General features: G+C 59.4%; 13 protein-coding genes and 1 pseudogene. 3 read left to right on the top strand and 11 right to left on the bottom strand.

From position 1 onward, the window contains the following. Positions 1-15: 15 nt before the first annotated feature. Complete coding sequence (locus ACGJAX_RS12465) at positions 16-519, bottom strand: hypothetical protein (protein ID WP_390959153.1); 504 nt, start codon at positions 517-519, stop codon at positions 16-18. 552 nt (positions 520-1071) lie between these two features. On the opposite strand from ACGJAX_RS12465, the gene ACGJAX_RS12460 reads away from it, so the two are divergent. After that, the gene (locus ACGJAX_RS12460) at positions 1072-2331 is read left to right on the top strand and encodes an OprD family outer membrane porin (protein ID WP_390959151.1); all 1260 of its coding nucleotides are present in this window, start codon (positions 1072-1074) and stop codon (positions 2329-2331) included. 231 nt (positions 2332-2562) lie between these two features. Here ACGJAX_RS12460 and pcaC read toward each other — a convergent pair whose 3' ends face one another. From pcaC to pcaR, 10 genes and pseudogenes are all read right to left on the bottom strand, one after another. After that, positions 2563-2955 (bottom strand): 4-carboxymuconolactone decarboxylase, encoded by a 393-nt coding sequence (gene pcaC, locus ACGJAX_RS12455; protein ID WP_247254814.1) that lies wholly within the window; start codon positions 2953-2955, stop codon positions 2563-2565. Between the two features lie 11 nt (positions 2956-2966). Then, complete coding sequence (gene pcaD / locus ACGJAX_RS12450) at positions 2967-3758, bottom strand: 3-oxoadipate enol-lactonase (RefSeq protein WP_390959149.1); 792 nt, start codon at positions 3756-3758, stop codon at positions 2967-2969. A gap of 11 nt (positions 3759-3769) precedes the next feature. Next, positions 3770-5134 (bottom strand): 3-carboxy-cis,cis-muconate cycloisomerase, encoded by a 1365-nt coding sequence (locus ACGJAX_RS12445; protein ID WP_390959147.1) that lies wholly within the window; start codon positions 5132-5134, stop codon positions 3770-3772. 45 nt (positions 5135-5179) lie between these two features. Beyond that, positions 5180-6484 carry an MFS family transporter gene (locus ACGJAX_RS12440; protein ID WP_390959145.1) on the bottom strand — a complete coding sequence of 435 codons (1305 nt, stop codon included), beginning with the start codon at positions 6482-6484 and terminating at the stop codon, positions 5180-5182. Positions 6485-6640: 156 nt separating this feature from the next. Continuing rightward, positions 6641-6805 (bottom strand): annotated as a pseudogene (locus ACGJAX_RS12435) (protocatechuate 3,4-dioxygenase subunit beta); the annotation flags it as partial. A gap of 36 nt (positions 6806-6841) precedes the next feature. Then, the gene (gene pcaF, locus ACGJAX_RS12430) at positions 6842-8047 is read right to left on the bottom strand and encodes a 3-oxoadipyl-CoA thiolase (protein ID WP_390959143.1); all 1206 of its coding nucleotides are present in this window, start codon (positions 8045-8047) and stop codon (positions 6842-6844) included. Then, positions 8044-8823 (bottom strand): CoA-transferase subunit beta, encoded by a 780-nt coding sequence (locus ACGJAX_RS12425; RefSeq protein WP_247254819.1) that lies wholly within the window; start codon positions 8821-8823, stop codon positions 8044-8046. The genes pcaF and ACGJAX_RS12425 overlap by 4 nt, the downstream gene beginning before the upstream one ends. Beyond that, complete coding sequence (locus ACGJAX_RS12420; protein ID WP_247254820.1) at positions 8823-9680, bottom strand: CoA transferase subunit A; 858 nt, start codon at positions 9678-9680, stop codon at positions 8823-8825. Before ACGJAX_RS12420 ends, ACGJAX_RS12425 begins: the two co-directional genes overlap by 1 nt. 161 nt (positions 9681-9841) lie before the next feature. Further along, positions 9842-11188, bottom strand: coding sequence for an aromatic acid/H+ symport family MFS transporter (locus tag ACGJAX_RS12415; protein WP_390959140.1), 1347 nt, complete (start codon positions 11186-11188; stop codon positions 9842-9844). 288 nt (positions 11189-11476) lie between these two features. Beyond that, entirely contained in the window at positions 11477-12319 is an 843-nt protein-coding gene (gene pcaR / locus ACGJAX_RS12410; RefSeq protein WP_090317180.1) for a pca regulon transcriptional regulator PcaR, read from the bottom strand. A gap of 687 nt (positions 12320-13006) precedes the next feature. Between pcaR and ACGJAX_RS12405 the strand changes: the two genes are divergently transcribed. Both ACGJAX_RS12405 and ACGJAX_RS12400 read left to right on the top strand, forming a co-directional pair. Further along, positions 13007-13207, top strand: a complete 201-nt coding sequence (locus tag ACGJAX_RS12405; RefSeq protein WP_090317178.1) for a hypothetical protein — start codon at positions 13007-13009, stop codon at positions 13205-13207. A 376-nt stretch (positions 13208-13583) separates the two neighbouring features. Further along, positions 13584-15059 (top strand): inorganic phosphate transporter, encoded by a 1476-nt coding sequence (locus tag ACGJAX_RS12400; RefSeq protein WP_090317175.1) that lies wholly within the window; start codon positions 13584-13586, stop codon positions 15057-15059. Positions 15060-15111 lie beyond the last annotated feature (52 nt).

Below are 15111 nucleotides of genomic sequence, written 5' to 3'. Positions count from 1 at the left end.
CCTCACCGCCTTGACTTAATTTCCGGCCACCACACTAAAAGCAAAACTAAGATTAATTCTCCGACTAAAAGAAGTATTAGGATTTTCTTGCAGAAAGGTAAAATAAAAACGTCCCTCGACCGACTTGCGCGACTCTTCAATAAACATGACAGTCAGCTCACCGCCCAAACTTCTTCTTTGAATCGATTCATTCCCAGTCGTAACACCCACTTTATCGAACCATAACTGGAAATCATTTTCCTCGAACGAAATTGGGTACGTTCTCCCTTGCTCCAGCCCCTCACCTACAAGATGGACTCTCGTCTCATGGCTGGTATCCAGGGCCGCCAGGTTAAAAGAACGCTCCGCCCCCCAAAAATAACAATATACATCCCTTAACTCTACTTCTTCTTCTTTTTCATTATTAACTTGATAATAACCTATCACTCTGCCCGCAGCCTTGGGGATCGCTCGATTCGCTACAGACAAATGATCATTATCTCTTACAACAGGATTAAATTTATTTTCGACTTCATTCATGACTGCCTCCAATTCATGCAACTTACACAATCTGGAATTTCAGACCTACTGATAGAGATTAATCCCGACCATCCAGCCACCACAACTATCAGATCTATCAGCTTGAAGCTTGATAAGCACATATATACATTGAAGATTTAAGTCAAACCAACACTGCCTTTCTAAAGTTGATATAGCAAGCCACTATGGGTAAACACAAGAACAGTCGTCCTATAAAATTCTTGCACCCCAGCAACCAGACCAGCCTTGCTGTCAACCTCACTGTTGCTATCGACGCTGGTAGCGATGGTTGCGAAATCGCGATGCAAACGCCCACCTTTTCTGTTCGATAATCGCCCAAAACCTGCCAATACCGATTGAACCATCTAGTACATTCCCCGCACCATCCGCTCCACAAGACCAATAACAACAGGTTCGACACCATGCCCCCGCGCCCTGCCCTGTCCGGCTGACCCCAAGGTTTCACCCCCCGAGTTAACCCGTTTTTTGTCTGCACCCATCGGGTAGCGGCATGCCCCCGTTCACCCCCAAGAATTAGAGAGACCCGAGCCCATGAAGCCTTCCACCGCGCAGTTTTTCGTTCCCAGTCTGATCGCCGTAGCCCTGGCGAGCGCAACCCTGCCCGCCCATGCCGAGGAGTCAGGCTTTGTCGAAGGCGCCAAGGTCAACCTGAACCTGCGCAACTTCTACATCAACCGCAACTTCACCAACCCGACCAAGGCTCAAGGCAAGGCTGAGGAGTGGACGCAGAGTTTCATCCTCGATGCCAAATCCGGATTCACCCAAGGCACCGTCGGCTTCGGCATGGATGTATTGGGGCTGTACTCGGTGAAACTCGACGGCGGCAAAGGTACCGGTGGCACGCAGTTGCTGCCGCTGGATCACGATGGCCGCCCGGCGGACAACTTCGGTCGCACCAACGTGGCGTTCAAGGCCAAGCTGTCGCAGACCGAAGCGAAGGTGGGCGACTGGATGCCGGTGCTGCCGATCCTTCGTTCGGACGACGGCCGCTCCCTGCCGCAAACCTTCCGCGGCGGCCAGATCACGTCGAAGGAAATCGACGGCCTGACGCTCTACGGCGGCCAATTCCGGCAGAACAGCCCGCGTGACGACAGCAGCATGAGCGACATGTCGATGACCGGCAAAGCGGCATTCACCTCTGACCGTTTCAACTTCCAGGGCGGCGAATACCTGTTCAACGAAAAACGCACCCAGATCGGTGTGTGGAACGCTGAACTCAAGGACATCTACAGCCAGCAATTCATCAACCTGGTGCACACCCAGCCATTGGGCGACTGGACCCTGGGCGCCAACCTCGGCTTCTTCTACGGCAAGGATGACGGCAGCGCCCGCGCCGGTGAGCTGGACAACAAAACCATGTACGGCCTGTTCTCGGCCAAGTACGGCGGCAGCACCTTCTACGTCGGCCTGCAGAAGCTCACCGGCGACAGTCCGTGGATGCGGGTCAACGGCACCAGCGGCGGCACCCTGGCCAACGACAGTTACAACTCCAGCTATGACAACGCCCGGGAAAAATCCTGGCAGGTGCGTCACGACTACAACTTCGTCGCCCTCGGCGTGCCGGGCCTGACCCTGATGAACCGCTACATCAGCGGCGACAACGTGCACACCGGCAACATCACTGATGGCAAGGAATGGGGTCGTGAAAGTGAACTGGGCTACACCGTGCAGAGCGGTGCGCTGAAAGACCTGAACCTGAAATGGCGCAATTCGACCATGCGCCGGGATTACAGCAACAACGAGTTCGATGAGAACCGCCTGATCATCAGCTATCCGATCAGCCTGCTTTAAAATCAAAAGATCGCAGCCTGCGGCAGCGCCTACAGGGGATCTATGGGTGGGAGCGAGCCTGCTCGCGATGGCAATTTTCCAGACACATCAATATGGGATGTACTGACGCCATCGCGGGCAAGCCCGCTCCCACAGGTTTTATGTATGCCGCATGTTTTGGGCATGACACAAAACTGTGTGGGAGCGGGCTTGCCCGCGATGGCGTCAGTTCAAGCAACAATAATCGCGGGATCACTCCCGCGATTCAATTCCCAACTCATCCCACACCGACTCGGCCAGGTGGAACGTCGCGTTGGCCGCCGGGATGCCGCAGTAAATTGCGCTCTGCATGATCACTTCCTTGATCTCACCCCGGCTCACGCCATTGTTGGCGGCGGCGCGCAGGTGCAGTTTGAGCTCGCCCTCACGGTTCATGCCGATCAGCATGGCGATGGTGATCAGGCTGCGGGTGTGGCGCGGCAGCCCTGGGCGGGTCCAGATGTCGCCCCAGGCGTGGCGGGTGATCATTTCCTGAAACTCCGAGTTGAACTCGGTCAATGCGTTCAGGCTGCGGTCGACATGGGCGTCGCCCAGTACGGCGCGACGGACTTTCATGCCCTCGTCGTAACGTTGCTTCTCGTCCACGACAGATCCCCTTAATGAGCCAACAAAAACGCCAGCACACGCTCACTGAACGCGGCGCCGGCCTGAACATTGGACAAGTGCGCCGCATAGAACTCGGCGTACTCGGCGCCCGACACATGCTCCTGAATGAAGTGCCCGCCGGACGGCGGCGTCACGGCATCTTCGGTGCCGGCAACCACCAGCAGTGGCACCTTGATCGAGGCCAATTGATCACGGAAATCGGCATCGCGCACTGCGGCGCAGTTGGCTGCATAGCCTTCAGGCGAAGTGGACGCCAGCATGTCGGTGATCTGCTTGGCCGCCGCCGGGTTGGCGGCAGAGAAGTCCGGGGTGAACCAGCGCGCAATCGACGCATCGCGCAATGCAACCATGGCCGCCGCACCGTCACTCAGAACGGTTTCGATGCGCGGATTCCATACCGACGGATCGCCGATTTTCGCTGCGGTGTTGCACACAACCAGCGAATTCAAGCGCTCGCCGGCATTGATCCCCAGCCACTGGCCGATCAAGCCACCCATGGACAGGCCGCAGAAATGCGCTCGCTCGATGTGCAAGGCATTCAGCAATGCCAGCACGTCGTGACCCAATTGCTCGATGCTGTAAGGCCCCGGCGTCACCAGCGACTGGCCGTGGCCACGGGTGTCGAAACGCAATACGCGGAAATGCTCGGTGAAGGCCGTCATTTGAGCGTCCCACATGTGCAGGTCGGTGCCCAGGGAATTGGACAGCACCAGCACCGGCGCATTGGCCGGGCCGTCGAGTTGGTAATGCAGTTCGCCCTCGGCGAGTTGTACGAAAGCCACAGCAATCTCCTTCAGGCAGTCAACGCAGAATGTTCAGCCACCGCTCGCTCGACCCAGGTACGGGCCTGACCGAGGTAATGGGCGGGGTCCAACAGATAATCGAGTTCAGCCGCCGACAGCTCGGCGGTCACTTGCGGCTCGTCGCCGAGCACCGCGCGCAGGTGCCGGTGTTCGGCCACCGCGCGTTTGCAGCATTGCTCCAATAGATGATGCGCCGTATCGCGCCCCACGCGTTGGGCGAGAACGATACTCACCGCTTCGGCAAGCACCAGGCCCTGGGTCAGGTCGAGGTTGCACGCCATGCGATCGGCGTCCACTTCCAGGCCCTGGGTCACCAACAGCGCTTGTTTGAGGCTGCCGGACACCAGGCAGCAAATCTCCGGCAGGGTTTCCCATTCGGCATGCCACAGCCCCAGGCTGCGCTCGTGTTCCTGTGGCATGGCGCTGAACAGCGTCGAGAGCAGGCCCGGCACGCGAGTCGCCGCGCCGATCAGCACCGCCGCGCCCACCGGGTTGCGTTTATGCGGCATGGTCGAGGAACCGCCCTTGCCCGGTGCCGAAGGCTCGAACACTTCGGCGGCTTCGGTTTGCATCAACAGGCTGATATCGCGCCCGAGTTTGCCGAGGCTGCCGGCGATCAGACCCAGCACCGAACCGAACTCCACCAGACGATCACGCTGGGTGTGCCAGGGTTGATCGGGCAAGGTCAGGTGCAGTTCTTCGGCCAAGGCCTGGGCAATCGGCATTGCCTGCTCACCGAGTGCCGCGAGGGTGCCCGAGGCGCCACCGAACTGCAGCACCAGCAAACGCGGCTTGAGTTCGAGCAAACGCTGGCGGCTGCGGGTGACTGCACCCAGCCAGCCGGCGATCTTCATGCCGAGGGTGACCGGCGTCGCGTGTTGCAACCAGGTGCGCCCGGCTAGCGGCGTGGCCACATAGCGTCGGGCTTGGATGGCGAGGGTCTGGCCCAGTTGCGCCAGATCGCTGTCGATCAGTTCCAGCGCCCGGCGCAGTTGCAGCACCAGGCCGCTGTCCATCACGTCCTGACTGGTGGCGCCCAGGTGCACATAGCGCTCGGCTTCGGCATCGTGCGCCGCGATCTGTTTGCCCAAGGCCTTGACCAACGGAATCGCCGAATTACCCGCCGTGGCAATGGCTTCGCCCAGAGCGGCAAAATCGTAATGCCCGGCCTGGCACGCCGCTTCGATCGGTGCCACCGCCGTCTGCGGAATCAGCCCGACCCGCGCCTCGGCCCGGGCCAGCGCCGCTTCGAAATCGAGCATGGCCTGAACCCGGCCCTGATCGCAGAACACTTCACGCATATCGCGGGCAGTGAAATAGGCATCGAACAATTGATTGCCCGGTCGCTCGTTCATAAACAGTCCCTGAAGGCGCGGGCCGCTCGGGCCCGCGAGTATGGTTCAAAGGTCGTGATGCAGGTACTTCGCTTGCTTGGGCAGGCGCAGGCTGAACAGGAGCGCGATCGCCATCATGACGGTCACGTACCAGTAGAAGGAGTTTTCCATGCCTCCCGCTTTAAGGCTCAAGGCCACATATTCCGCCGAACCGCCGAAGATCGCATTCGCCACCGCATACGCCAGGCCCACGCCCAGTGCCCGGACTTCCGGCGGGAACATCTCGGCTTTCACCAGACCGCTGATCGAGGTGTAGAAACTGACGATCGCCAGCGCCACGGTAATCAGCATGAAGGCGAGGAACGGACTGCTGATACTTTTCAGGCTAAGCAGAATCGGCACGGTGAACAGCGTACCGAGGGCGCCGAACCAGAGCATCGAGTTACGACGGCCGATCTTGTCGGCGAGCATGCCGAACAATGGCTGCATGCACATATAAAGGAACAGTGCGCCCGTCATGATGTAACTGGCGGTCTTGGCGGGCATGCCGGCAGTGTTCACCAGGTACTTCTGCATGTAGGTGGTGAAGGTGTAGAAAATCAGCGAGCCGCCGGCGGTGTAGCCGAGCACGGTGATGAACGCGGCTTTATGGTCGCGGAACAGAGCGCCGATGCTGCCGGCGTCCTTGTTTTCACGCATTTCCTTGCTGGTGGTTTCTTTGAGCGTACGACGCAGGAACAACGAAATCAGCGCTGCCACCGCACCGACCACGAACGGGATCCGCCAGCCGTAAGCACGTAATTCGTCCTCATTGAGGAACTGTTGCAGGATCACCACCAGGGAAACGGCCAGCAACTGCCCGCCAATCAACGTCACGTACTGGAAAGAAGCAAAGAAGCCACGCTGCCCCTTGAGCGCGACTTCGCTCATATAGGTGGCGGTGGTGCCGTATTCGCCACCCACTGAAAGGCCCTGGAGCAAACGGGCGAACAGCAACATGATCGGTGCCCAGACGCCGATGCTGTTGTAGGTCGGCAGACAAGCGATGAGCAATGAGCCGAAGCACATCATCAGAATCGAGATCAGCATCGAATTCTTGCGCCCGTGCTTGTCCGCGACACGGCCAAAAATCCATCCGCCAATCGGTCGCATCAGGAACCCGGCGGCAAACACGCCAGCGGTGTTGACCAACTGCACCGTTGGGTTATCGGACGGAAAAAAGGCAGGCGCGAAATAGATCGCACAGAAGGCGTATACGTAGAAATCGAACCATTCAACCAGGTTGCCGGACGAGGCGCCGACAATGGCGAAGATCCGCTTGTTGCGCTCTTCGCCGGTGTATAGCGGTTCTGAAACAGTAGTCGTTGTCATTGTTTTTCACTCAATGGGAACAGTGAGAGTCTAGACACACTTTGCAACAGCCCCGTTCCACAGATGCCCTAGCGACGTCGATCCCTTGTAGGTGCTGGCCTGCCAGCGAAAGACGCAAGAGCGACCGGGTTAATCAGTCAATACGCGTCAGACGATGATGTGTTCGGCGCCAATGGTCGGCCCGGTCATTTCCGACAACGAATGTGACAAGAACACCAGAGGATTGGACGGCGAGTACAGGTTGTTGGATGGGTACGTCGGGTGCAGGTAAGGCGGCTGAGTGCCTTCCTGCGGGCGACAGTAACCTGGCCTGTCAGTCATGAAGCATTCCTCTGTTGTTCTTGTCTTCGAAGCGTGTCAGACGCGTTCGATTGCCAACGCCAGCCCTTGGCCAACGCCGACGCACATGGTCGCCAGACCTTTCTTGCCACCGGTTTTTTCCAGCTGGTGCAAAGCAGTCAAGACCAGCCGCGCACCGCTCATGCCCAATGGATGACCCAAGGCAATGGCGCCACCGTTCGGGTTGACCTGCGGCGCGTCGTCCGCGATCCCCAACTCGCGCAGCACCGCCAACCCCTGGCTGGCGAAGGCTTCGTTGAGTTCGATGACGTCGAAATCACTCACCGCCACGCCCAGGCGCTCGGTCAGTTTGCGCACCGCTGGCACCGGGCCAATGCCCATCACCCGTGGTGCAACACCGGCGCTGGCCATGCCCAGCACTTTGGCGCGAGCGGTCAGGCCGTGTTTTTTCACCGCTTCAGCCGAGGCCAGGATCAGCGCCGCCGCACCGTCGTTCACGCCGGAAGCGTTGCCAGCGGTCACGGTTTTGTCGGGACCGTTGACCGGCTTGAGTTTGGTCAGGGCTTCGAGGGTGGTGTCGGCGCGAGGATGCTCGTCCTGGCTGACCACGGTATCACCCTTTTTGTGGGCAATGCGCACTTCGACGATTTCTTCGGCGAAAAAGCCGGCAGCCTGGGCGACGGCGGTGCGTTGCTGGCTGCGCAGGGCGAAGGCGTCCTGATCGGCGCGGGAGACTTTGTAATCGTCAGCCACGTTGTCGGCGGTCTGCGGCATCGCATCCACACCATACTGGGCTTTCATCAACGGGTTGATGAAACGCCAGCCGATGGTGGTGTCTTCGAGCTTCATGTTGCGCGAGAAAGCGGCATCGGCCTTGCCCATCACGAACGGTGCGCGGGACATCGATTCGACGCCACCGGCAATCGCCAGCTCCATTTCGCCACTGGCAATGGCACGGAACGCGGTGCCGATCGCATCCATACCCGAAGCGCAAAGGCGATTGAGGGTCACGCCCGGAATGGTTTCCGGGAGCCCCGCCAGCAGCAGCGCCATACGCGCCACGTTGCGGTTGTCTTCACCGGCCTGGTTGGCGCAGCCGAGGAACACCTCGTCCACCGCATTCCAGTCCACCGACGGGTTACGCGCCATCAGCGCCTTGATCGGCACGGCGGCCAGGTCGTCGGCGCGAACACCCGACAGACCACCGCCGAAACGGCCGATGGGGGTACGAATCGCGTCGCAGATATAAACGTCACGCATCACGCTTCTCCGGGGGCTTGGCCATGGGCCGCTGCAGTGCGGGCTTCGAGGTCACGCAATGCCGTCAGTTCGACCTCGGTCGGTTCGGCAGTGATATCGACGTGATCGGCAAAACGGATCGGCCAACCGGTGGCGGCAACCACTTGCTCACGGGTCACGCCCGAATGCAGCGCGGTCACCACGAACTCGTTGGTACCCGCCTCCGGCTCCATGATGCACAGGTCGGTAATGATGCCGACCGGACCGGCGCCTGGCAGACCCAGACGCTTGCGCGAATCGCCGCCCTCGCCGTGGCCGACCGAGGTGATGAAGTCGAGCTTGTCGACGAACGAACGGGACGACTGCTTGAGGATGATCAGTACGCTTTTGGCCGAACCAGCAATCTCCGGCGCGCCACCGGCACCCGGCAGACGCACTTTCGGCGCATGGTAATCACCGACCACGGTGGTGTTGATGTTGCCGAAACGGTCGACCTGCGCGGCACCGAGGAAACCGACGTCAATGCGCCCGCCCTGGAGCCAATAGCGGAAAATCTCACCGGTCGGCACCACGGTGTCAGCGGTTTCCGCCAGTTCACCGTCACCAATCGACAGTGGCAGTACGCTCGGTTTGGCACCGATCGGACCCGACTCGTAGATCAGCACGACATCCGGTGAGGACGTCAGGCGCGCCAGGTTGGCCGCTTTCGATGGCAGGCCGATACCGACGAAACACACCGAACCGTTCTTCAGACGGCGAGCGGCGGCGACGGTCATCATTTCATTGGTGGTGTAAGTCATTACTTAGCCTCCGAAGCGGCGGCCAGTTTGGCCTGGAACTCGCTGAAGTCAGCGCTGCCATGGATGTACTCGTTGATCCAGGCGGTAAAGGTTTCACGGTCGCGGGCAATCGGGTCCCAGGCCTGGTAGAAACGGTTATCGCGCTCGTTGTAGCCGTGCGCGTAGGACGGATGCGCGCCGCCGGGTACGTGGCAGACCGCACTCAAGGCCCAGGTCGGCAGGACACAGGCGTTCATCGGCGCGTTGAGGTCGTCGACGATTTCCTCAACGGTCACGATGCAGCGCTTGGCGGCCAGGGCGGCCTCTTTCTGCACGCCGAGGATGCCCCACAGCAATACGTTGCCTTTGCGGTCGGCTTTCTGCGCGTGGATCACGGTGATGTCCGGACGCACCGAAGGCACGGCGGCCAGCACTTCGCCAGTGAACGGGCAGGTGACGGATTTGATCAGCGGGTTGACCTTCGGCAAGTCGGAACCGGCGTAGGCGCGCAGTACCGCAAACGGCAGGCCGGAAGCCCCCGCGACGTAGGCATTGGCCAGGTCGGCGTGGCTGTGTTCTTCGATTTCCAGCGCATGCGGCCACTGTTTTTCGACGGCGTCGCGCAGTCGGTGCAGAGAACCGACACCCGGGTTGCCGCCCCAGGAGAAAATCAGCTTGCGGGCACAACCGGCACCGATCAACTGGTCGTAGATCAAGTCAGGGGTCATTCGCACCAGGGTCAGGTCTTTCTTGCCCTGGCGAATGATTTCGTGACCCGCCGCCGTCGGGATCAGGTGAGTGAAGCCTTCGAGCGCGACCGTATCGCCGTCGTTTACGAATTGCTTCACCGCGTCGTGCAGCGAAAGAATTTCAGCCATTGGGGCAGGCTCCCGTTTGTTATTAACCGACAGTGGAAGAAGGCGCCGATGCGCAGCGCCGGAATGACTGCAGATTAAGCCCCTGAAAAACGCCAAACAATCCGATAATCGACTGAGTGTTCGTTTATCGAACACATTGTTGTCTAACTACCGATCGTCGATCAGGTCGCATCCGCATGGCTGACCAAGCCCTTGATCACCACCGCCGTAGTGGCAAGGGCCGCCGGAATCACCAGCGCAGTCAGCACCTGTTCGAAGTTCCAGCCCAGGCCCAGCAACGTTGCGCCCATCCACGCACCAAGGATGGCGCCGAAGCGGCCAATGCCGAGCATCCACGACACCCCGGTGGCACGCCCCTGGGTCGGATAGAACCGCGCAGCCAGCGAAGGCATTGCCGATTGCGCACCGTTGACGCACATCCCGGCGATCAGCACCAGGGTCGCCAATATCGTGATGTTGCCCAGGCTCTGCCCCACCGCGTAGGCAAACACGCCGGCCAACAGGTAGAAAGTGCCGATGACCTTGTGCGGATTGAACCGGTCCATCGCCCAACCCACACCCACGGCGCTCAACACCCCGCCGAACTGGAACAGGGCTCCGATGAAGGCTGCCTGTTCCATGCTCGCGCCGCTGTCACGCATCAGGGTCGGCAACCAACTGGTCAGCAGGTACACAATCACCAGGCCCATGAAGTAGGTCAGCCACAACAACAAAGTGCCGACGCTGTAGGTGCCGGAAAAGATCACCGCGAACACGTTGCGCGCCTTCACGGTTTTCTGTTCCGGCACGCTGAAACTGGAAGCCTGGGCTACCACTGTCGGGTCAATCGGCGCCAGCGCCTTGCGCACTTTGTCGGTGCCACGGTTGCGCACGACGAGATAGCGCGCCGATTCCGGCAGCCACAGCAGCAACACGACACCGAGGATCAAGGGCAGGATCCCACCGATCAGCAACAGGCTGTGCCAGCCGAACGTCGGTATCAACTTGGCGGAGATGAATCCGCCCCCGGCCATGCCAAGGTTGAAACCGCAGAACATGCTGGTCACCAGCAAGGATTTCTTGCGCTCCGGGGTGTATTCCGACAGCAGCGTCGTGGCGTTGGGCATACCCGCCCCCAGTCCCAGGCCGGTCAGGAAACGCAGCACGAGCAACTGGTCGACATTGGTGCTGTAGGCCGAGGCCAGGCTAAACGCACCGAACAACAGCACCGCCCCCACCAATACGACTTTTCGCCCGAAGCGGTCAGCCAAGGGGCCGGAACCCAGTGCGCCGAAGACCATGCCGATCAGTGCCGCACTCATCACCGGGCCAAGGCTGGCCCGATCAATGCCCCAATCCTGGGACAGGGCCGGCGCGATAAACCCCATGGCGGCCGTGTCGAGGCCATCGAGGAAGACAATCAGGAAACACAGGATCACCACGCGCCACTGATAGCGCGAAATGGGTTGACCGTTGATGAAGGACTGCACATCAAGGCAGTGACCTACAGCAGACTGAGGCTGGTTCATTGTTTTTATTCCACGCAAAAAACGCAGTCGAACAGCTGCCAGCCGCGGCTGACGCTGTTACTGGGAAAGGGGTGTCGGGATCAGGCGATCCAGGTCTGGCAAGAAAAACAACGGGAACGCCAGCAGGTGGGGAACATGCGCATAGGGGAGCCTCTTCTCATTATTATGGGGTCGTCGTCCGGCGCCGATTCGGCATCGACAGCGCCGGGTGACGCTGCCGCGACATTAATGAGCCTGAGGAAAGAGCGTCAATTCGCCAAACGCGACTCTGTGCGTTTATCGAACAGCTTAGGTGAACAGCTGGGAACTGAGGTCGCGGCTGGCACTCAACAGGCCGGGCAGGAAGCGTTGCTCCAGTTCGTTGCGACTGACTCGCCCGGCGTGGGTGCTGACGTTCAGGGCCGCGACGACCTGGCCGGACGCGTCGTACACTGGAACGGCAATCGAGCGCAGCCCCTGTTCCAGCTCCTGATCGACGATGCACCAGCCCTGTTGCCGCACTTCTTGCAGGCACTCCAGCAGTGCTTCGGGGGTGTGGATGGTTCGACTGGTCTTGGCTTGCAGGTCGGCGTGGTCGAGATATTCACCCAGCGACGTGTCGTCCAGCGCAGCGAGCAGGATCCTGCCCATCGACGTGCAATAGGCCGGCAAGCGCCCGCCCACCGAGAGATCAACGGAAATCAGACGCTGAGTGGTCGCCGAACGGGCGATGTACAAAATGTCATCACCTTCCAGGGTCGCCATGTTGCAGGCCTCATGCAGTTGCTCGCTCATGCGGTCCAGATACGGCTGGGCAGAGACCGCCAGCGGCGTGGAAGAGACATAGGCGTGCCCGAGGGTCAGCACTTTGGGTAGCAGGGAATAGGTGCGCCCGTCGGTGGTGGCGTAGCCGAGTTTGATCAGCGTGTGCAGGCAACGGCGCACGGCGGCGCGGGGAATTTCCGTGCGATGACTGATCTGGGCGATGGTCAGGTGCCGCTTGCGCTCCTGGAATGCTTGCACGACGGCCAATCCACGTGCCAGGGAGGTCATGAAATCCGGATCGCCGGTCAGGGCCTGGATCCGCTTGGCTGGCGAGGCAACGATCGGCGGTGCCACTGAAGCGAAGGAGTTGCGCATTTGATCGTTCATTTAAGGTCCTTTTCCCACACGGATCAGCGACTATTACAAGCGGCTATCGACCTGCTATACAAGCCCGCACCGCCAACATTGGGCGATTATCGAACCATCGACCGATAATCGCAATTGACGCAGTCCGTGAACCGTACGCTCACTGACCGGGTCGTGCTGTCTTCCTTTAATAAGCTTTTACCCAGGCGCCAATGCGGACTTCAGGCTTCGCTATAGTTGCCTTACTTGTTCGGCTTAATGGCGCCAGAAAGGCATCGCTGCAAAGTGATACCCGCCAACGATCTAGTTCACACTAAAAGTTGCCTGCAACAACACAATCACACATCAAGATCTACTTTTACTGAGTTGACGATAGTGTTCTGTGATTCGCTCGCTATAATACAAACAGTAGCCAAGCGGCATTTTATTCGCCGAACACGCTACCCGGTGGCGCGATGTTCCATCGCTGCTGCCCTCGGCAAGCGCCCGACGCTGACCGCACAAGGTTCGCCATCACGCTCGCCGAAATAGGATACTGATGCTACGTCAGCTGTTTATCTCTGGTGCCGTAGCCGCCTGCAAAACGGAAGTATCGATCACACAACCGAAAACGATGGTTTTCGAGCCTCGCTGGTTCGACGAGTGTGGTCAATACATTGAACGCAGCGCGATTCACCAGAATTCATCTCAACTCAATCAGGTAGCACTGTGACGAAAGACGAACTGCGCGCGGAACTTGAGCGCCAGGAACAACGTTACAAGGAAGTTTACGGCGGGGAAGTCACCACCTACGCCGCCCAACCCGAGCCGGAACGCAAACCCTGGCGTAAACGCGCCACCGTTCAGGATCAGGCTTTCATTCAGGAATTGCAGAAAATGGAAAAGGAACTCAAAGCCGAAGAGCCATGACTGCTTCGGCCTGAATCCTTTCAAGGGTCTGCATTTGCCCCCGTTAAAAGCGGGATGTACTGATGTTGCCTTTTACGCCCGCCACGAGCGGGCTGAAGCTATCTTGTCCATCGGACGAGGTAAAAGGCTCATATCTGACCCTCATTTCAGAATTTTCACACAAGTACCCAGCTCCGCCTGCCGGTGAGGGAAACCCTTGTGGCGCAAGGCTTTCCAAATAAATTCAACGACTTGTGAAACCCGAAAATTCGCTGACGCTTCGGGTATGGATACAAAATAATTCGTTGAAGAATGTTACCGATGAGCAGCAAGTGCATCGATTCACAGTCTTTTCTGGCATAATCGCGCCCCCTTATGACCGGGTCAGAAAACCTTCATGATCGATTTATTCAGCGGACTGGATGCTTGGGTGCTTGTGAGCCTCTTGCTCGCCCTGGCTTTTGTCCTCGCCTTCGAGTTCATCAATGGATTTCATGACACCGCTAACGCGGTCGCCACTGTTATCTACACCAAAGCAATGCCGCCCCATCTGGCCGTGTTTTTTTCCGGTGTGTTCAATTTCCTCGGCGTATTGCTGGGCGGCGTTGGCGTGGCGTATGCCATCGTTCACCTGCTGCCGGTGGAGCTGCTGATCAATGTGAATACCGGCCACGGCCTGGCAATGGTGTTCTCGTTGCTCGCCGCCGCCATCGCCTGGAACCTGGGCACCTGGTATTTCGGTATCCCCGCCTCCAGCTCCCACACCCTGATCGGCTCGATCCTCGGCGTCGGTCTGGCCAACGCCCTGATCAACGACATTCCGTTGGCCGACGGGGTGAACTGGCAGAAAGCGATTGATATCGGCGCATCGCTGGTGTTCTCGCCGATGGCGGGTTTCCTGATTGCCGCATTGATCCTGATCGGTCTCAAATGGTGGCGTCCGCTGTCGAAGATGCACAAGACACCGGAAGAGCGCCGCAAGATCGACGACAAGAAACACCCGCCGTTCTGGAACCGCCTGGTGCTGGTGATTTCGGCAATGGCCGTGAGTTTCGTGCACGGTTCCAACGATGGCCAGAAAGGTATTGGCCTGATCATGCTGGTATTGATCGGTATCGTGCCGGCGCAGTTCGTGCTTGACCTGAACAGCACCACTTACCAGATCGAGCGCACCCGCGACGCGACCCTGCACCTGAGCCAGTTCTACCAGCGCAATCACGAGACCCTGGGTGAGTTCCTGGCCCTGGGCAAGAGCGTGGAAGGCGATCTTCCGGAGAAATTCCGTTGCAACCCGCAACAGACCGAACCGACCATTACCGCCCTGCTCGGCACGCTCAAGGGCGTAGCCGACTACCACTCGCTGACGTCGGAACACCGCATCGAAGTTCGTCGCTACTTGCTCTGCCTGGACGACACGGCGAAGAAAGTCAGCAAGTTGCCTGGCCTGGCAGCACGAGAAAAAGCTGACCTGGACAAGCTGCGCAAAGACCTGACCACCACCACCGAATACGCCCCGTTCTGGGTGATTCTGGCGGTCGCACTGGCCCTCGGCCTAGGCACCATGGTCGGCTGGAAACGCGTGGTACTGACCATCGGCGAGAAGATCGGCAAGCAGGGCATGACCTATTCCCAGGGCATGTCGGCACAGATCACCACCGCGAGCCTGATCGGCATGGCCAACATCTTCAGCCTGCCGGTGTCCACGACTCACGTCCTTTCCTCGGGTGTGGCCGGTACCATGGTCGCCAACAAAAGCGGACTGCAAGGCGGCACCGTCAGAAACATCCTGCTGGCCTGGGTCCTGACCCTGCCAGCCACGGTGGGCCTGTCGGCCGGTCTGTTCTGGCTGGCCTCGAAGGCACTCGGCAGCTGATACGCAGCCAAACGGAAAAGGCGCGCTCCGCAAGGACCGCGCCTTTTTTATT

The sequence above is a fragment of the Pseudomonas moorei genome (assembly GCF_042846945.1).
Lineage (GTDB): Bacteria > Pseudomonadota > Gammaproteobacteria > Pseudomonadales > Pseudomonadaceae > Aquipseudomonas > Aquipseudomonas moorei.
The sequence above is the reverse complement of the archived record's forward strand: the minus strand, read 5'-3'. Positions and strand labels throughout refer to the sequence as shown.

Bases quoted from the DNA above. Each gene is read 5' to 3' on its own strand.
- ACGJAX_RS12445 (WP_390959147.1), bottom strand. From the start codon at position 5,134: ATGAACGAGCGACCGGGCAATCAATTGTTCGATGCCTATTTCACTGCC.
- ACGJAX_RS12425 (WP_247254819.1), bottom strand. From the start codon at position 8,823: ATGACTTACACCACCAATGAAATGATGACCGTCGCCGCCGCTCGCCGT.
- pcaR (WP_090317180.1), bottom strand. From the start codon at position 12,319: ATGAACGATCAAATGCGCAACTCCTTCGCTTCAGTGGCACCGCCGATC.
- ACGJAX_RS12440 (WP_390959145.1), bottom strand. From the start codon at position 6,484: ATGACAACGACTACTGTTTCAGAACCGCTATACACCGGCGAAGAGCGC.
- ACGJAX_RS12420 (WP_247254820.1), bottom strand. From the start codon at position 9,680: ATGGCTGAAATTCTTTCGCTGCACGACGCGGTGAAGCAATTCGTAAAC.
- ACGJAX_RS12415 (WP_390959140.1), bottom strand. From the start codon at position 11,188: ATGAACCAGCCTCAGTCTGCTGTAGGTCACTGCCTTGATGTGCAGTCC.
- ACGJAX_RS12460 (WP_390959151.1), top strand. From the start codon at position 1,072: ATGAAGCCTTCCACCGCGCAGTTTTTCGTTCCCAGTCTGATCGCCGTA.
- ACGJAX_RS12400 (WP_090317175.1), top strand. From the start codon at position 13,584: ATGATCGATTTATTCAGCGGACTGGATGCTTGGGTGCTTGTGAGCCTC.
- ACGJAX_RS12465 (WP_390959153.1), bottom strand. From the start codon at position 519: ATGAATGAAGTCGAAAATAAATTTAATCCTGTTGTAAGAGATAATGAT.